This is a genomic window from Hymenobacter sp. DG01 (genome assembly GCF_006352025.1).
GTDB lineage: Bacteria > Bacteroidota > Bacteroidia > Cytophagales > Hymenobacteraceae > Hymenobacter.
The window spans coordinates 350,246-367,799 of sequence record NZ_CP040936.1 but is presented as its reverse complement, the minus strand read 5'-3'; the positions used below and the strand labels follow the sequence as shown (position 1 = coordinate 367,799).

The 17,554-nt window shown below is 61.0% G+C and carries 15 protein-coding genes; 7 read left to right on the top strand and 8 right to left on the bottom strand.

Translation table 11 applies throughout. From position 1 onward, the window contains the following. Nucleotides 1-262: 262 nt before the first annotated feature. The 4 genes from FGZ14_RS01465 to FGZ14_RS01450 all read right to left on the bottom strand — a co-directional run bounded on the left by FGZ14_RS01465 (nucleotide 263) and on the right by FGZ14_RS01450 (nucleotide 5,549). Nucleotides 263-1,017, bottom strand: a protein-coding gene (locus FGZ14_RS01465) for an IS5 family transposase (protein WP_257883276.1) whose coding sequence is annotated in 2 segments (ribosomal slippage) — nucleotides 263-684 and nucleotides 684-1,017 — 756 coding nt in all. Because the reading frame shifts where the segments join, the coding sequence is not laid out codon by codon here. A gap of 50 nt (nucleotides 1,018-1,067) precedes the next feature. After that, on the bottom strand, nucleotides 1,068-2,189 hold the full coding sequence (locus FGZ14_RS01460) for a sensor histidine kinase (protein WP_180754453.1): 1,122 nt from the start codon (nucleotides 2,187-2,189) through the stop codon (nucleotides 1,068-1,070). A 201-nt stretch (nucleotides 2,190-2,390) separates the two neighbouring features. Further along, entirely contained in the window at nucleotides 2,391-3,092 is a 702-nt protein-coding gene (locus FGZ14_RS01455) for a hypothetical protein (protein WP_139920459.1), read from the bottom strand. A gap of 258 nt (nucleotides 3,093-3,350) precedes the next feature. After that, the gene (locus FGZ14_RS01450; protein ID WP_139920457.1) at nucleotides 3,351-5,549 is read right to left on the bottom strand and encodes a TonB-dependent receptor; all 2,199 of its coding nucleotides are present in this window, start codon (nucleotides 5,547-5,549) and stop codon (nucleotides 3,351-3,353) included. A 227-nt stretch (nucleotides 5,550-5,776) separates the two neighbouring features. On the opposite strand from FGZ14_RS01450, the gene FGZ14_RS01445 reads away from it, so the two are divergent. Both FGZ14_RS01445 and FGZ14_RS01440 read left to right on the top strand, forming a co-directional pair. Next, complete coding sequence (locus tag FGZ14_RS01445) at nucleotides 5,777-6,433, top strand: HAD family phosphatase (RefSeq protein ID WP_139920455.1); 657 nt, start codon at nucleotides 5,777-5,779, stop codon at nucleotides 6,431-6,433. A 157-nt stretch (nucleotides 6,434-6,590) separates the two neighbouring features. Further along, on the top strand, nucleotides 6,591-7,472 hold the full coding sequence (locus tag FGZ14_RS01440) for a pirin family protein (RefSeq protein WP_139920453.1): 882 nt from the start codon (nucleotides 6,591-6,593) through the stop codon (nucleotides 7,470-7,472). Between the two features lie 50 nt (nucleotides 7,473-7,522). Here FGZ14_RS01440 and FGZ14_RS01435 read toward each other — a convergent pair whose 3' ends face one another. Then, complete coding sequence (locus FGZ14_RS01435) at nucleotides 7,523-8,476, bottom strand: DUF6794 domain-containing protein (protein WP_139920451.1); 954 nt, start codon at nucleotides 8,474-8,476, stop codon at nucleotides 7,523-7,525. A gap of 229 nt (nucleotides 8,477-8,705) precedes the next feature. On the opposite strand from FGZ14_RS01435, the gene FGZ14_RS01430 reads away from it, so the two are divergent. The 5 genes from FGZ14_RS01430 (at nucleotide 8,706) to FGZ14_RS01410 (ending at nucleotide 14,831) form a co-directional block, all read left to right on the top strand. Continuing rightward, complete coding sequence (locus tag FGZ14_RS01430; RefSeq protein WP_139920449.1) at nucleotides 8,706-10,433, top strand: PQQ-dependent sugar dehydrogenase; 1,728 nt, start codon at nucleotides 8,706-8,708, stop codon at nucleotides 10,431-10,433. Between the two features lie 446 nt (nucleotides 10,434-10,879). After that, nucleotides 10,880-11,701, top strand: a complete 822-nt coding sequence (locus tag FGZ14_RS01425) for an aldo/keto reductase (protein ID WP_139920447.1) — start codon at nucleotides 10,880-10,882, stop codon at nucleotides 11,699-11,701. A 214-nt stretch (nucleotides 11,702-11,915) separates the two neighbouring features. After that, nucleotides 11,916-13,013, top strand: coding sequence for an SDR family oxidoreductase (locus tag FGZ14_RS01420; RefSeq protein ID WP_139920445.1), 1,098 nt, complete (start codon nucleotides 11,916-11,918; stop codon nucleotides 13,011-13,013). Between the two features lie 14 nt (nucleotides 13,014-13,027). Then, complete coding sequence (locus FGZ14_RS01415; protein ID WP_139920443.1) at nucleotides 13,028-13,453, top strand: hypothetical protein; 426 nt, start codon at nucleotides 13,028-13,030, stop codon at nucleotides 13,451-13,453. 178 nt (nucleotides 13,454-13,631) lie between these two features. After that, nucleotides 13,632-14,831, top strand: coding sequence for a Gfo/Idh/MocA family protein (locus FGZ14_RS01410; RefSeq protein WP_139920441.1), 1,200 nt, complete (start codon nucleotides 13,632-13,634; stop codon nucleotides 14,829-14,831). Between the two features lie 234 nt (nucleotides 14,832-15,065). On the opposite strand, the gene FGZ14_RS01405 is transcribed toward FGZ14_RS01410, so the two are convergent. The 3 genes from FGZ14_RS01405 to FGZ14_RS01395 all read right to left on the bottom strand — a co-directional run bounded on the left by FGZ14_RS01405 (nucleotide 15,066) and on the right by FGZ14_RS01395 (nucleotide 17,539). Continuing rightward, nucleotides 15,066-16,196 carry a glycoside hydrolase family 43 protein gene (locus FGZ14_RS01405; RefSeq protein ID WP_257883398.1) on the bottom strand — a complete coding sequence of 377 codons (1,131 nt, stop codon included), beginning with the start codon at nucleotides 16,194-16,196 and terminating at the stop codon, nucleotides 15,066-15,068. 367 nt (nucleotides 16,197-16,563) lie between these two features. Then, a complete protein-coding gene (locus tag FGZ14_RS01400; protein ID WP_139920439.1) occupies nucleotides 16,564-16,875 on the bottom strand; it encodes a hypothetical protein in 312 nt (103 codons plus the stop codon). Between the two features lie 115 nt (nucleotides 16,876-16,990). Then, nucleotides 16,991-17,539, bottom strand: coding sequence for a DUF4136 domain-containing protein (locus tag FGZ14_RS01395; RefSeq protein ID WP_180754452.1), 549 nt, complete (start codon nucleotides 17,537-17,539; stop codon nucleotides 16,991-16,993). Nucleotides 17,540-17,554: the final 15 nt, after the last annotated feature.

Here is a 17,554-nt window from a genome sequence, read left to right as displayed (position 1 = left end):
AAAAACTAGCTCCCCTCCTCAGCTGAGGTGGGGTTAGGGGTGGTTGATGACGGAAGAACGGTATTTAGAGCTAGAAGCTAGGGTGTATTAAGGGTGAGTACAAAAGAACGTCATGCTTAATCGTTGCAATAGGCCTAGGCCAGTTGATTAGTCAGAGGTAGAGATGCTTCGGCAAGCTCAGCATGACGTTCTACCATGCTGTTCAACGACTGGTCAACCACCCCCTACCCCTCCTCATATGAGGAGGGGAGCCTAGGAACTGTTAACAGTCACGCAACCACAGGACGGTTGCAGCCAGGTGAACAAAAGCTAAAAAATGCGCATCCAATTTGTCATAGCGGGTGGCTACGCGGCGGAACTGCTTGAGGCGGCTGAACAGCCGTTCGATGGGGTGGCGCTGCGCGTAGCGAGCCGCATCGAAAGGGCGCGGGTATCGGCGCTTGCGCCGGGGCGGAATCACGGCGTGGGTGCCGCGGGCGGCCAAGGCGGCCACCAACGGGTCGGAATCGTAGCCGCGGTCGGCGATGACGTAAGCCGGGGCCAGCCCGTCAAGCAGCGGCAAGGCCTGCGGGGCGTCGTGGCGCTGGCCCGCGCTCAAGCCCAGGCGCACGGACCGGCCGCGGGCGTCGGCCACGGCGTGCACTTTGGTCGTCAGCCCGCCGCGGCTGCGCCCGAGGGACTGCGGTCCGTTTTTTTGCGCGCGCCGCTGGCGTGCTGGTGGGCCCGCACCGTGGTCGAGTCCACCAGCAGCGTGTGCAAGGCGTCGTCCTGCTGCACGGCTGCAAAAATCCGGGCCCAGATGCCGGCCCGGGCCCAGCGCTGGAAGCGCGTGTACGTCGTGTGCCAATTGCCGCGTTCGGCCGGTAGCGCCCGCCACCGCGCCCCGTTGCGGGCCAACCAGAGCACGGCTTCCACGAACTGGCGGTTGTCGCGTCCGCGCCCGCCACTCGTGCCGGCCCGGCCCGGCAGTAGCGGAGCCAGCCGCGCCCATTGCGCATCGGTAAGCATCGTTTCCATGCCACAAGTTACTACTCACTGTTAACAGCTCCTAGTTTCTAGCCCTCACCTTACCGCAATTCCAGCACGGGCAGCACTACCCCGAATTCCGTTTCCGACTCCTCTATTTGCACGGGTTGGCTGGTGAGGAAGGCGTAGCGGGCGCGCAGGTTTTTCAGGCCCAGGCCAGTTGATTCGCCATCGGGGAGGCGGCGGGGGCGGCGGATGTTGCGCACGGCGAGCGTACGGGCGGCCTCGTCGAGCTCGATGCGGATGCGAAGCGGGTCGCGCTGGGAGGTGGCGTTGTGCTTAAGGGCATTTTCCAGCAGCAGCTGCACGGCCAGCGGGGGTACCAGCAGGGTTTCGAGGGCGGCGGGGGGTAGGGTCATTTCCACTTGTACACCCTCGCCCAAACGGGTGCGCTGCAGAAACAGGTAGGCTTCCACGAAGCGCATTTCCTCCGAAAGCGGCACCACTTCCTGCTCCTGGCTATCGAGCACGTAGCGGTACACCTGGCTGAGCTGGCGGATGAAGCGCGTGGCCCGGACCGGGTCGTTTTCCTCGACCAGGGAGGTCAGGGCGTTGAGGGAGTTGAACAGAAAGTGTGGGTCGAGCTGACGGCGCAGGGAGTCGGCCTGGGCCTGGGCGTTTTCCTTCTGCAGGCGCTCGGCCTGGGTGGTGGCATCGCGCCAGCTCAGCAGAAACGAGCGACTGTGCATAAACAAGGATACCACCACGGTAATCAGCAGGGGCATCACGAAGGGCCGCCAGGTGATAGAGCTCAGGGGCCGATGGTGATAAAGCACGTTGAAGCCCGTGGTAACCAGAAATATCACAATCAACGACATGACCAGCGACATGGACAGCGTAATCAGGAAGCGCCGGATGGGCTGAATCGTCCAATCGACGCGGCGGTTCAGCCACTCGTTCGGGAAGCCGTTGGCCAGCCACAGGCCAGTGGTGTAGCAGAAGTTATAGCCGAACGTTACGAGGAAATCTTCACTCCAAACTGAGCACCCCCCGCAGAACACCAGGCTTAGTCCAAACGATAAGGTCACCATCATACCCAGCATGAGCACCCATTTGCGGTGGGGGTAGTGCCGGCCCAGGTTGGTGAGGGAGGCTTTGCGCACGTCCAGGGCTTCTTCGGGAGTCAGGGTCGGGCGGTTCACGGGGAGGGCGGAGTCAAGCATAAATAGGAAGCCCAGGGGGACCAATAAGGCAGGCAAAAGATACAATAATCGGGTAAACCCATCTGTTGCGCGGGCGGCGCTCCGCGGCCGGAGCCTCGGCGTTTGCCGGGTGGCGCGGGCAGCCATTCGCCGCCCGCCGACATGGTGTAAACGCCGGTATTCCAGAGCGGCTCATTACCACCCGCGCCCCACCCAGCGGCGCTACTTCACCGAGGCGGTTTCGTAGCTTTTCAGGCGGCCCTGCACCTGCCGCTCGCCCCAGTTAGGCGCCAGCACGGAGGCGGGCTTGAAGGCCGCGAAGCGCGTCTGGGCTTCCTGGAAGAGGGGCTTGGCTACCTCGGCTCCACCGCCAAACATGGAAGGCGTGTAGTACACGTTGTTGGCCTGCACCAAATAAATGCGCGGGTTGGCAGGGTTAATTTTCTTAGCCTGGGCCAGCGTCTCGCTTACCATTTTGGAGTATTTCATGGAGCGCAGCATGGGCGAGATACCCAGACGGGCCTGGTAGATGTAGGCCTGCAGCACCAGCAGCTCCGACTCCTCGCCGCCCAGCTTGCGGGCCTGGGTCAGGGCAGCTTCGGCCTGATCGAGGTACTTATCCTTGGCGTCGCCGTCTTCCTCTTTGCTCACGAAAACCGTGATAACACGGGCGTAGGCCTGGTAGTAGCGGGGCAGCCAGTCTTTGGGGGCTACCTGGGCGGCGCGTTCCAGCTTGGCATCGACTTGCTTGAGTTTGGCGGGGTCGCCGGTGCTCATCAGGTCTTGAATGGTGGCGGCCATCATGGTGGTGTAGGCATCGGGGTTGCCGGTGGCGGCGGGGGTAGCAACGGGCTGCTGCGCTACAGTTGCGAAGGACGAGAAGGAAGCGGCTACCAGGGCGAGGGTGATCAGAGTGTTTTTCATGACGTGGAAGGGTTTGTGGTGGTTGATGATTCAAAGGTGGCCCAGCTCTGGCGCCAAAGAAATTTGCCGTTACCGAAGCGTCGGATTTTCCGGATGAAGCGTCTAGTTCAGTTGCCGGTTGTGAGTTGCCAGTTGCCAGCTGCCAGTTGCTGGCTGGAGAATAAGCGTTGGTACCAGCGCTTTGGAAAGCAGAATGCAGCCGACAAAACCATTACTGCCTCCCCTGACAACTCACAACTGACAACCGGCAACTGAACTCTACTCCGGCCGCTCATTCACATCGGCGGCGCGGTTTTTATTGATGGAGATGAACAGGGCCGCGAACAGCATGCGGGGCGCGGTGGGCGTTATGGCTACGCGGTTGAAGGTGCCGGCGGCGTCGGGCTGGGTGGCGTAGCGGTAGCCGAACACGTTCTGGCGGCCCAGCACGTTGGTGGCCGAGAGGTGAAGCACGGTGTACTGCCCGAAAAGGCGAGTGACATAGCTGGCGTTCAGGCTTAGGTCTTGGTAGGTGGGGAGCACGCCCTGGTTGTAGCCGCGCTCGGGGTCGTTGAGGTCGTGGTAGCGGCGGGGGCTGCCGTAGCTGTAGGTAGCGCCCAGCAGCGTGTGCAGGCTGCCCACCCAGTACTTCCCGACCACCGATACATTGTGGCGGGCGGCAAACGTGGGCACGGCCGCTACGGGGTCCTGGCGATACTGGCGCTTGGTGTCCAGAAAGCCGTAGCTGACATAGTATTCGAGGTTCTTGACGGTTTTCCGGTCACGCCACAGCACGTCCAGGCCGCGAGCATAGCCGGTGCCGCCGTTGTTGTAGGCCAGGGGGTTGCGCGGGTTGCGGCCGTCGTAGCGGGTGAGGTGGTCGTAGGTTTTGTAGTAGGCCTCCACCTGCAGCAGCTGCCGGTCGTGAGTGTACTGGTAGGTGAGCACCGAGTGGGTGGCTTGCTCGAAGCGTAGCCGGGGCTGTACCAGCAGCAGGGTGTTGTCGGGGGTCTGGTAGAAGCGGCCGTAAGCGGCCGAGAGGGAGCTATTTTCGGTAGTTTGATAAGCCAGGGCCAGGCGCGGGGCCGCGTTCCAGCGGTTTAGCAGCGCCGAGTATTCTGCGCGCCCACCCACCCGGCCCGCCAGCCAATCCGAGAGCTGAAAGTCAGACTCCACAAAGCTGGCGGCACGCTTCTCGGTAAACTCCGGCCGGTACACCGTAGCCAGCGCGGCGTTGGGCTGCACCTGCTGCTGCACGTTCTGAGCCAGCACTTCCATCCCAAGTTTCACGTTCCAGCGGGCGGCGGCTGAGTCGTTGATGAGCACCAGCCGGGCCGTGAGGGCTTGCTCCAGGGTCTGCATCCGCAGGGTGTCGGGGGCCACGCGCTGGTTGTCGCGGCTCAACCCTACCCCCGACTGCAGGCTCCAACCCCGGCGCAGGGGGCTGCGGAAGGTGGTGTTGAGGTAACCGTTGCCGGCGCGCAGGGCCACCGTTTGGGTGCCGGCGGGTTCGGGCGAGGGCTGCCCGATGACCATCTGCTGCTGATTCCAGACTCCGTACACTTTCAGCATGCCGGCCTGGCCGGTGCGGTGGCGCAGGTTCACGGAAGCCGCCAGGCCGCGCGGCGACTGAGGCCAGGTTACGTTCTGGGGCAGCAGGCGCTGGTAGGGCTGCAGGTTGGTGTAGTCGAGGGTGGCCGCCACGGAGGTCCGCTCCCAGCGCTGGGTCCGCGAAGCGCCCAGAAACAAAGAGCTAAGGGAAAGCCCGGTCTGGGTTTCATCGGCCAGGTCGGTGGAGTTCAGCAGCAGCACCCCCGACAGGGCCTGCCCGTACTGGGCCGAGTAGCCGCCGGTGCTGAACACGGTGCCTTTGAACAGGCTGGGCGAGAACCGCCCGCGGGCCGGCACAGCCGCCACGGTAGCGTTGTAGGGGTTTTGCACGGGTAGGCCATCCATATACACCTTGGTTTCCGAAGCCGCCCCGCCCCGCACGAACAGCATGCCATCCTCCCCTACCCGCGTGGTGCCGGGCAAGGTGTTGAAGGCGGCCGCCACATCGGCCAGGGCCCCGGCGGTGGTTTGCACGTCGCGGGTGTTGAGGGCGGCGCTGCGGTGCTCGTCGCTAGACTCAAAGGCTCCGGCCGTAATTACCACTGAGCCCAGGGCATGGGGTGTGCTTTTCAGGGTGAGGTCGAGGCGCAGGGGCTGGCCGCTTAGCGTTACCGGCCGCTCTACCGACAGGAATCCCAATAAGCTGGCTTGCAACACGTAGCTTCCGGCCGGCTGCTGGGTTTCAAAGCGGAAGCGGCCCAATGAATCGGTGCTGGCCCCGTCGAAGGTGGCTTTGAGGAAGACGTTCACGCCTGGCAGGGCCTGACCAGCCCCGTCGCGGACGGTGCCGCTGAGGATGGTAGTAGATTGGGCCAGCCCACGGAGGGCGAAAACCAGCAGCAGGGCGAGGAGTAGCAGGCGTTTCATAGGAGTAGCAGCGAAGTGATGGACCAAAAGTGGCCCGCTGCCGCACCTCCTGAAACTTGCCGTTACCGAAGCGTCGGATTAGGCGGATGAAGTGTAGCAGACCCGGGGTCTGCCTCCGCAATTTTCAGTGTCACAAGCGGCGTTGGCAGGCTGAAAGCCGTAAACAGCCGACATTCGCGGTTTCCGGATTTACACCGGACGCTCTCTTTCCCTACCCCTGCCTTTCTATGCAAGCCTTCCTCTTCGACCTCAACGGCACCATGATTCATGACATGGACTACCACACCAGTGCCTGGCAGCACATTCTGAACCATGAGCTAGGCGGTAGTTTCAGCTGGGAGGAGTTGAAGCCCCAGATGTACGGTAAAAACCAGGAGGTGCTGGTGCGCATGTTCGGACCCGACCGGTTTACGGTGGCGGAAATGGACGAGCTGGCCGTGCGCAAAGAGCAGCGCTATCAGGAGGAGTTCCGGCCCCACCTGCAGCTGCTGCCCGGTTTGCTTGATTTTCTGGCCACAGCCCACCAACGCGGCATTCAACTGGCCATTGGCTCGGCGGCCATTCCGTTTAACATTGATTTCGTGCTCGATGGCCTGGATATCCGGCGCTACTTCTCAGCCATCGTCAGCGCCGACGATGTGCAACTGAGCAAGCCCCACCCCGAAACGTTTTTGCGGGCCGCCGAGAAACTAGGGGTAGCCCCCGCCGACTGCCTCGTGTTCGAGGACGTGCCCAAGGGCGCCGAAGCGGCCCTGAACGCGGGTATGCAAACCGTCATTCTGACCACCACCCACCAGCCCGCCGAGTTCAGCCACCTGCCCAACGTGCTGCACTTCGCCCCCGATTTTCAGGACCCGTTTATGCGGCAGCTTCTGCCGGCCTGACCCGGGCCGGGGCAGGAAGCTACCGCGGCTTCGTTTCGTTACCGGCCGCTACCGATTCGCGGGCGCCCGAAACATGCGGCCTCCGTGGGTGGTTGCTGAAATGGAACGACCGGGCCCCAACGCCCTGCTATCTATTTCTCTACCGCTGCTTTCCGCTATGCCCCAGAACTCCGGCCGCCGTATTTTTCAGGTGATTGATGGCAATAAGAAATTCGTCGGCGACGGCTTCGACGTGACCAGCCCTATGCCGGGGCCGCGTATCCGCCAGCTCAGCCCCTTTCTGCTCATCGACCACACCGGCCCGATGCCCGTGGCCCCCACCGAGGCGCCGCTGGGTACCCCGCCCCACCCCCACCGGGGCTTCGAGACGGTGACGGTGATGTACGAAGGCTACCTGGCCCACCGCGATACGGCCGGCCACACGGGTGCTCTGGGCCCCGGCGACGTGCAGTGGATGACGGCCGGCGCAGGCCTTCTGCACGAGGAGCGCCACGAGCGGGAGTTTGCCCGCCGCGGGGGCACCCTTGAGCTGCTGCAGCTGTGGGTGAACGTGCCCGCCCGCGACAAAATGGCCCCGCCCCGCTACCAGAATATTCGGGCCCAGGACATTCCGGAAGTGGCTACCGCCGATGGGCGCGGCCGCATTCGGGTCGTATCGGGCACGTACGAAGGGATAGCCGGCCCGGCCGAAACCTTCTCCCCCATCACTCTGCTCGACGTACACCTGCCCGCCGGCACCGAAACTACCATTAGTCTGCCGGTCGATTACAACGTGGGCATCTACGTGGTGAAAGGCGCTATTATGATGCACGACAACCGCCCGGCCGGTACCAAGCAGCTCGTGGTGTTCGGCTGGGATTCTACGGATGTGCACCTCACCGCTACGGAGGATACCGTGCTGACAGTACTGGCCGGGGAGCCCATTGAGGAGCCGCTGGCCACTTACGGCCCCTTCGTGATGAACACCAACCGCGAGCTGGTGCAAGCCATTGCTGATTTTGAAAGCGGCGGCATGGGTCAGTTTCCGGAGGATGAGTAGGGCTCAGCAAAATCTTCACAAACTCGAAAACTGTTGTGTCATCAACAGTCTCATTCTGTTACTTCTACAATTTCGCTTTCCTGCCCATATGCCTCGGGAGGTAATTCGTGAAAGTCATCGATACGACGCTTGCGGAGGAACTGTCTGTAAGGTTTGGAATAATCCGATCGTTTTAGTTTTGGCCGAGGTAAAGAAACTGCTGCCGCGCTATCCAGTTCTGGGTTGTCAGCCACCCGAGGAATAGCGGCGCGCCGGTACTGATTTTCATCGAGGGGCTTCCCATTCAGGTAGTCGCTGTAGCTCTTTAGCAGCACCCCCGACATATCATCGGGGTGGGTGATATTCAGTTCTTCGAAATATTGCTGTAGGCGGGAGTCTCCCCAGAGTCCCCAGTTATTTCGCATCCAAAGCCCTAGCCCGAAGTGAAACTTGGCCAGCCCATACTCCGGATCAGGGTGTCGTAGCTGCTCTTTAATGGGCTCTGCCAGCATTTTGTCTAGCTGTACAAAGCTGTCCGCTAGATTCCGAGGAATATAGATTCCTTGTATGGAATCGGCTACTAGGTTACGTTGGTTTTGCTGCTCGATTACCCGCGCGACGGAGTCACCTTTGGCGGCAAGTTTTTTAGCCTCAACAGCCAGATCGAATGGGCTGTGCTGCAGGTGCCGCAGGTACGATAAGAGCACCAAATGCCGACGTACCTGCCAGCCCTCGTAGCCATAGGCTTCTTGCTTTGTATTGACATAAGTATTCAAATACTGCACAAGTCGGCTGTTGGCATCTGTTTCTAACTCTCCCAACTCCCATTCCCCCAGAATAAACAATCCAGATATATTCTCGAAGTCGCTGGGCGTAAGCCGCCTAAATTTTGCTTTGGCTTTTTCTGTAAGTACTTTATCAAGCTGCTCGTTCGCTTCCGTTAGGTTTTGAGGTATATAAAATCCATGCTCGTTGATGGAGGCAGATTGTCCATAGCACCAAAGAGCAGGTAACAGTAGCCACACCGTTATGAGGCTTCTTACCACTTTATTTGGACGTATATAGTGTGAAAGCATTGCTTTGATCGTGGAGAAACATTCGTGGAGAGCTTTGCCTGACAAGTAGCTGTATCAAGCTCTGAATCAAGAGCAAATATAGACCGAACCTCTAAGGTCAACTATAACCCGCTGCCGCGCCGGTAAGTAAGGATAAACCGCCATGAGGCGCGTTTTTTCAACCTGAACCTTATCTATCGTGCGGTTTTCCTATTTCCTTGGCGGGCTGGTAGCAGTAGCCGTATCAGGTCCGGCATTGGCTCAAACCGTGACCGGGCCCTTGGGTGAGCAGTTCACGCGGCGCGTGATTACCGAGAAGCTCAGCGACCCGTGGGAAGTGGCCTATGGCCCCGATAATTTCCTCTGGATTACCGAAGCCCGCGGCTACCGCGTCAGCCGCGTCAATCCGGCTACCGGGGCGCGGCAAGTGCTGCTCGACCTGAGCAAAAACCGGGAGTTTCCGCGCTACGACAAGGTTCCGGACTCCGTGGACGGCGGCAAGCCCTGGCCCCAGGGCGGCCTGATGGGCCTGGCCCTGCACCCGCAGCTGCTCACCGGCAAGCCCTACGTGTACCTGACCTATATCTATAGGTTTGAAGGAGCCAACCAACCCGGCAACGGCAGCCGCCCCAACCACAGCGGCAACTATTTCACGGCTCGCCTGGTGCGCTACGAGTACGATGTTACCCGGCAGCAGCTCGCGCGCCCCCTGGTGTTGTGCGACTCTATTCCGGCCAGCAACGACCACAACGCGGGCTGCTTGCTGATAGCCCCCGTAGCCGGCCGCGACTATCTGTTTTATTCCGTCGGTGACCTGGGGGCAGGGCAGTTTGAGAACGGCGGCCGTGCAAACCACGCGCAAAACCCGGCTTCCTACGAGGGCAAAGTGCTGCGTTTCAACCCGGAGCCCGACACCGACCTGGGCCCGTACGACCGGTGGATTCCGAACGATAACCCGTTCAGCCAGGGGCGGCAGAACGCCGTCTGGAGCCTGGGCCACCGCAACGCCCAGGGCCTGGCCTATGCCGTGGTAGGCGGCACCGGCCGGCTCTACGCCTCCGAGCACGGCCCGTTCTCCGACGACGAAGTAAACCTGGTGGAGCGGGGCAAAAACTACGGTCACCCGCTGGTGATTGGCCTGGCTGATGGCAACTATAACGGCCTGGCCGCAGCGGCCTCCGAGCATGCTACCCTCCCTGGCGCCTGGCATACCACCTACCCCACCATCGGGAGTGAGCAGGCCAACGCTGCCCGGCTGGGCGCTGACTACCGCAACCCCATTGCCTCTTTGTATCCGCTAAGCAACCAGTTCCTGACCACCGTCCTCACCCGCACCCGCAACCATAGCTCCGACGAGCCCACCTGGAACTCCGAGGCCCCCAGCAGCTTGGCGGTGTACTCGGCCACGGCTATTCCGGGCTGGCAAAACTCCCTGCTGATTCCGACCCTGAAAAAAGGCAAGCTGATCCGGCTGAAGCTCACCGACGACGGCACCGCCGTAGCCTCCGACACGCTGATGTACTTCCGCGGCCCCATCCGCTACCGCGACCTGGCCATGTCGCCCGATGGCACCAAGCTCTACCTGGCCACCGACAGCGCCTCCATCACCTCGGGCCCTTCGGAAGAAGCCCCTAAGGGCACCGCTTGCCAAGGCTGTCTGATTGAGTTTACGTACGTGAGCGGCGGCCACACCGCTACCCCTCCCCGCGGCAGCAACCCCGCCCCCACTCCGGAGCAGGCCCTGCAGCAGGCTACTGCCCTCGTGAAAACTCTGAAGCCGAAGGATCAGCGGGCCAAGCGGGCCGGCCTACCCCCAGCTCAGCAACCCATCTTCGACCTACTGCTGAAGCCTACCCTCACGCCCCAGGAAAAAGCTCGGGCCCAGCGCAACGCCCCCGCCCTGCTGGCCGGGCTGCGGCAGCAGTGAAAACGAGTCAGGACAACAAACAGCCCCTAGCATTATTGCAGCATAAAGCACTGACACGCTCGCCCGTGCGAAGAACCTTCCCAAGACAAGTAAACTTCGTGGGAAACACAGCCAGAATTAGAACCAAGGCTAGAGCTAGTTCCCCTCCTCAGATGATTCCGCGCATCAAGTGGCGTGGGGTTAGGGGTGGTTGATGACTGTTAGAACGATTTACTAGCTCTAGTTTTCTAGCTCTAGTCTTTCAACCACCCCTAACCCCACGCCGCTTGATGCGCGGAATCATCTGAGGAGGGGAACTAGCCCACTAGTCCTAGATTATTTCACTCCGTAATCTAACCTGAACCAAGTAAGAGAGGCCCTTGGTGCTGCTCAGCATAATAGCCTGTTCACCTGTCACCTGCTCACCGTTCACCTGTCACGATTCACCTCATCACCTGTCACTCCTTATGCTCACCCGCCTTATTCCTTCCAGCCAGGAGCCCCTACCCGTGGTGGGGCTGGGAACCTGGCAGACGTTTGACGTGCGCGGGGCGGCCGGCCATCCGCTGCTGCGCCAGACGCTGGAAACCCTGCGCACCGCCGGGGGTAGCGTTATTGATTCGTCGCCGATGTACGGGCGGGTGGAGGAGGTAGTGGGCGAGCTGACCAGTGCCCTGCCCGCGCAACCTGAGTTTTTCTACGCCACCAAAGTCTGGACCCAGGGGCGGGAGGCGGGCATCCGGCAGATGGAAGACTCCTTGCGCAAAATGCGCCGTCCTACCCTCGACTTGCTGCAGATTCATAACCTAGTCTACTGGAAAACCCACCTGGCCACGTTGCGCGACTGGCAGGCTGCAGGCCGGGTGCGCTACCTCGGCATCACGCACTACACCGATGCCATGCACCCGGAGCTGGAGCGAGTGCTGCGGCTGGAAAAGCTGGACTTCGTGCAGTTTAACTACTCCATCCTCGACCGCCACGCCGAGCAGCGCCTGCTCCCGGCCGCGGCGGAGTTAGGAGTAGCCACGCTCATCAACCGGCCTTTTACGGAAGGCAGCCTGCTGGCCCGTCTGCGCGGCAAGGAGCTGCCGCCCTGGGCTACGGAGCTGGGCATTGGCAGTTGGCCGCAGTTTCTGCTGAAGTTTATTCTCTCCCACTCCGCCGTGACGTGCGTGATACCCGGCACCAGCAACCCCGCCCACCTTCAGGACAACCTCTGGGCCGCCGAAGGCCCCCTGCCGGACGAAGCTACCCGTGAGAAAATGGCTGCGTACGTGCGCAGTTTGTAAGGGCAACAAGGGGGTAGAAAGTGGCTTGCTGAAGCAGGGCTGCGGAACAGTGCAAGGGGTAGAGAAAGAGCCTTGTAGGGTTCAGCTTAAGGGCTTTTTATTCGATACTCGGCTATAACACCCTGCTTTTCAGCGCGTAGGCTAAGGGCAATTAGTGCGCGTCACGGGAAGTTCCCCTGGCCGCTTTTCTTCTGCCCTCTTACTTGCTACCTCCATGAACAGTCTGAACCTCAAGCTCAAACCGCTTCACCAGCAAACCATTGTTATTACCGGCGCTTCCAGCGGCATCGGGCTCGTAACGGCACGTATGGCGGCCCGCAAAGGCGCCCGCGTGGTGCTGGCCGCCCGCAACGCCGACGCTATTCGCCAACTAGCCGAGGAAATCAACAGCCAGGGCGGACATGCCTTGGCCGTGCCTACCGATGTAGGCAGCGAGGAAGACATGGCCCGCCTGGCCGCGGCGGCCACCGCCGAGTTCGGGGACTTTGATACCTGGGTGAACAACGCGGGCGTTTCCATCTTCGGCCACTGCGACGAGGTAAGCATTCCGGACATGAAGCGCATGTTCGATACCAACTATTGGGGCGTGGTGTACGGCTCGCGCCTGGCGGTGCAGCACTTCAAGCGCCGCCACGAGCCGGGCGCCCTCATCAACATCGGCAGCTTTTTCGGCGACCGGGCCACGCCGGTGCAGTCCACGTACTGCGCCAGCAAGCACGCCCTGCACGGCTGGACCAACGCCCTGCGTATGGAGCTGGAGGTAGAAAAAGCCCCGGTATCCGTCACGCTCATTCATCCCGGCCGCATCGATACACCTTACAACGAGCACGCTCAGAGCTACTTCGAGCACCAGGTGGCGCACCGCGGCATGGTGTACCCGCCCGAGGCCGTAGCCGATGCCATTCTGTTTGCCGCCGCCCACCCCCGCCGCGACATGTACGTGGGCTTCCAAGCCAAAGCCCTTACGCTGGCCGGCCACCTGGCCCCGCGCATCATGGATAAGGTCATGGAAGCCCTCATCTACCCCACCCAGATTGACCCCAAGCGCCCCTCCCGCAACCCCGAAACCAGCGCCCTGCACCAGGCCGGCTACGGCTTGCAGGAGCGCGGCTCGCACGAGGGCTGGTTTCGCTCGGGCAGCCTGTACGTGCAGGCCGAAAAGCACCCGCTGCTAGCCGCTGCCGCAGTGGCTGGCCTGGGCACCGCCGCCTGGATGCTTAGCAAGCGCCGCAACGGCCACGGCACCAGCCAGGCTACTGCCGCAGAGGCTGCCCCTACCCCCGTCAAAACCGGCGTAAGTGCGCAAAGCTAGTTTGTCTGCTCAGTATGCCTGTGCCAACCAACCCCAAGCGCAACCAGCCGGCCCCTGCTACTTCGCGGGCCAGTTGGTTGCCGCGGCCTATTTCGCCCCGCGCCCACGCCTATTTCGATGCCTTGGCCTTTCCGGCTATTCTGGGGCTGGCGACCTGGATGTGGCCCCGCAACCGCCTGGCCTCCGTACTGATTGCCGGCAATGGATTATTGGAAGGCGCTACGGCGGCTACCACCAACTTCCCGCCGCCCGGTCCCTTCCCGCGCATCAGCTTCCGCACGCATATTCGCGTTGGCTTGATAGGAGCCCCGGTGTTTCTAGCTATCAGTAGCCTGGCGCCGGGTATTCCGTGGCGCTACCGCCGGGTGGTGCTGGGGCTGGGAATACTGCCCCTGGTTATCAATGGGCTGAGTAATGCTACCTCCGAAACAGCTGCGTAATTGAACGGGGGTAGCCGGAGAAAACCGGAAGCGCGAACCTTAGGAATGCTGAACTATATCATGATTCCTCTGATTCGCGCTTCTGTTTTTTTAGCTACTTGTCGGCAAACACCCCCTACCCCGTAACCCGCAGGGAACGAAGCCGGTACCTACTCCCTGACACTAACCTGCTTGAGCTATGAAATCATGGGATGGGAACCCGGCCGGGCGCCGGGAATTTATGCGCACGTTTTCGCTGGGGCTGGGGGCTACCCTGGTGGGCGCTTCGGCCGTGGGCGGGCCGCTTTCGTGGCTGGAGGAAATAAGCTACGGCCCCGCCAGCCGGGAGGCGCTGCAGAGCGGCAAGCAGCTGGGCGTAGCCCTAGTGGGGCTGGGCAAGTACAGCACCGGGCAGCTGGCCCCGGCCCTGCAGAAAACCAAACTCTGCAAGCTGGCGGGCATCGTGACGGGCTCTCCGGAAAAGGCGGCCCGGTGGAAGCAGCAGTATAATCTGCCCGACAAGAACATCTACGACTACAAAACCTTCGACCGCATCGTCGATAACCCCGATGTTGACATTGTGTACGTGGTATTGCCGGTAGGCATGCACGCCGAGTACGTGGAGCGGGCCGCGCGGGCGGGCAAGCACGTCATCTGCGAGAAGCCCATGGCGCCCACCGCCGAGGAGTGCCGCCGCATGATTTCGGCCATGCAGAAGGCAGGCAAGAAGTTCAGCATCGGCTACCGCCTGCACTTCGAGCCCCACCACCAGGAAATGATGCGCCTGGGCCAGCAGCAGACGCTGGGCCCCATTAAGCGCCTGGTGGCCGACAACGGCTTCCGCTTCAACAACGACACGCCCTGGCGCGTGGACAAGGAGCTGGCCGGCGGCGGGCCGCTCATGGACATGGGCATTTACTGCGTACAGGGCGTGATTTATACCAAAGGCCAGCTACCTACGTCGGTCACGGCCAAGCTCACGCCCAACCCCGACCCCAAAGGGTTGTTCAAGGAAGTAGAGGCCGGCGTGAACTGGCAGATGCAGTTTGCCGATGGCTCGGTGGCCGACTGCCGCACCAGCTACGCCGAAAACCTGAACAGCCGCCTACGTGCCGAAACTGCCAAAGGCTTCCTGGAGCTGCAGCCGGCTTTCGGTTACGGCGGTATTCAGGGCAGTACCAGCCAGGGCCCTATGAACATTGAGAACGTGCCCCAGCAGGCCCGCCAGATGGACGACTTCGCCGACTGCATCCTGAACAACAAACCCACCCGCGTGCCCGGCGAAATGGGCCTCCGCGACGTGCAGCTGCTACAAGCCATTTACCGCGCCGCCGCTACCGGCCAGAAGGTTTCCACGAAGGATGTGGTGGCCGTGCTGGATAAAACGAACAGCAAATAGTAGAAATCAGAACCTAACTCCCCTCCTCAGATGAGGACGGGCTGGGGGTGGTTGGTGAATTGTTGAACGACTTACTAAACTTAGTTTCTAGTTCTAATCTTTCAACCACCCCCAACCCCTCCTCATCTGAGAAGGGGAGCTAGTTGCTAGCTCTAGTTTACGTCTTGCGCGCCTCCAAAAGAAAAGGCCCGAACCTGCGGTAGGTTTGGGCCTTTTTCATGGGTAGGGAAACGCTTACGGATTGATGATTTCGAAACCGCCGTCCGGAGTGCGCTTCAGCTCGGTTACTTTCACGTTGCGCAGCCAGGTTTTGCCCGAAAGCTGGGTGTCGTGGTAGAAAATGTACCACTTGCCGTCCTTCTCGATGATGGAGTGGTGGGTAGTCCAGCCTTCCACGGGGTTCATGATAACGCCTTTGTAGGTGAAGGGGCCGTAAGGCGAAGTGGCGGTGGCGTACACCAGCAGGTGAGTGTCGCCGGTGGAGTAGGTGAGGTAGTATTTGTCCTGGTACTTGTGCATCCAGGCGCCCTCGAAAAAGCGGCGCTTGTTGTCGCCGGAAAGCAGGGGCTTGCCGTTTTCGTCCAGGATTTTTATCTCCTTCACGGGCTCGGCGAAGCTGAGCATGTCGGCGCTCATTTTGGCCATTTTTGGTCCCAGGGCCGGCTCGTTGGGGCCGGGTTCCTGCTCTTTGGGGTTGCTGCCGTCGTACTTGCCGGTGCGCCAGCGCTGCAGCTGTCCGCCCCAGATGCCGCCCACGTACATGTAGTGGCTGCCATCGGTGTCCTCAAACACGGCCGGGTCAATGCTCAGACTACCTGCCATGGGCTTGGCTTCGGCCTTGAAAGGGCCGGTGGGCGAGGTGCTGGTGGCTACCCCAATCCGGAAAATATCCTGCTTGTCTTTCACCGGAAAGTAGAGATAGTACTTGCCGTTTTTGAAGGCCGCGTCGGGCGCCCACATCTGGCGTCCGGCCCAGGGCACATCCTTCACGTCCAGGGCCACCCCGTGGTCAGTCACCTTACCGCCCACACTGTCCATGGACAGAATGCGGTAGTCGCGCATGGCAAAATGGTCGCCGTTGTCGTTTTCCGGGGCTCCCGTCTCGATATCGTGAGAGGGGTAAATGTAGATTTTGCCGTTGAAAACGTGGGCCGAGGGGTCGGCGGTGTAAATATCCTTCACCAGCGGCTGGGCGAGGTACTTTTTACCGTTGCCCGCCGAGCTGTCGGCCGCCGAGGCCTGGGCGGTGCTGTCGGTGGCCGTGCCGTTTTCGCCGGAGGCTGCCGTGTTGGAGTTGCTTTGGCAGGCGCTACCCAGGGCCAGGGGCACGAGCAGAGCCAAAGAGGGCTTGAAATAGCGGGGCAGTTTTTTCAAGGACACTGTGGGGAATTTAAGGTGAAGGAAGATGACAGTTCGAAAATGGAAGCCTTGCCGAAGTGCCTTTGATTGAAGCTACCAGAGCAACTTTATGCTTTGGTAGCCACCGATGGGGTAGCTGCTCAAGGCTTCTATTACTTTCAAATATAGACCTATCCCCTACCTGCTGTCGTGTTCTGAAAGCCTCTTTAGCGAAGAAAAACTATCCAATCGTTTGCGGTAGCAAACCCGGTTTTACTAACCTGCAATTCAACAAAAACGGCCCCAACTGCGCGAGTCGGGGCCGTTTAGGTAAGTATAATGTCTTTCGCCTACGCCATAGGGGTAGGCGAAAAGTTATGCCAGGGAGTTAGGGCTAGTCGGCGTTGCCGGTGGCTCCGTCGTCAGTGAATTCGCCGGCGTTGTTGGGGTTGTGCTCCGTGTAGCTGGCTACCTCATTGGTGAGGGCCACATCTACTGGGGCACCTTTGCCTGCGGCCGAGGAGGCACTCTGCTGGTCTTTTTGCGAGGAAGAATCGGCAGCCTTGCTGTCCGAGTCAGTTTCTTCGCCTTCGCTTTGCTTGCTGGCAAAGGGCCAGCTGCCCTGCGAGTGGCTGATGTAAACGGCCGCGGCCAGGCCGGCCAGCGAGGCCCCGATCAGGGCCGTGAGGTTGGATTTCTTAGACATGAAAGTAGAAAGGTTAGATGTACCGGCGGCCTGCCTGCAGGTAAGCCGGGCAGCGGATTAATCAACTCATACGAGCCGGTTTCGGATTTGGTGGCTCAACCATGGGCATTTGCCGCTACTGGCGGGGTGGCACCGGGTACTTCTCGAACATGTTGGCAATGCCCTCATCAATGCGAGCCGCCAGCTTTTCGGGGTCTTTGGAAAGGGTGCTGGCAGCCACGCCCTGCCATACCTGGGTGTTGCGAGCAGCATCCACAATATCCACTGTGGCCGTTCCCTCCTGGTAGGTCCCGACGGGCACCTCCTGTTTTTCCCAGCGGTAGCGGCGCTGCCCAATGTAGCGCGGCCCATCAAACTGGATGTTGGTTTCGCGGGTTTGCACCTTTTCCTCGGTTACTACCCCAATGTTCACCCACACATCCGGCGCATCGGCGCGCTGGTAGCCTCGGCGCTCCAACTCCCGCCCCACGGCCCGCTTCAGCTCCTCAATGCCCACGGCCCCACCGGCAAAAGCAGCTTCGTTGCGGGCCGTGACGTCCATAAAGTTGTAGGTTTTATAAGCCGAAAAATCGACGCCGGGCGTCTGGGTCGTGGACTCTACCCTAACGGGCGAGCAGCCGGCCGCCGCTGTCAGCAGCAGTGCGGCAATAAGAAGCATTTTCATAGGCGAGAAGTGAAG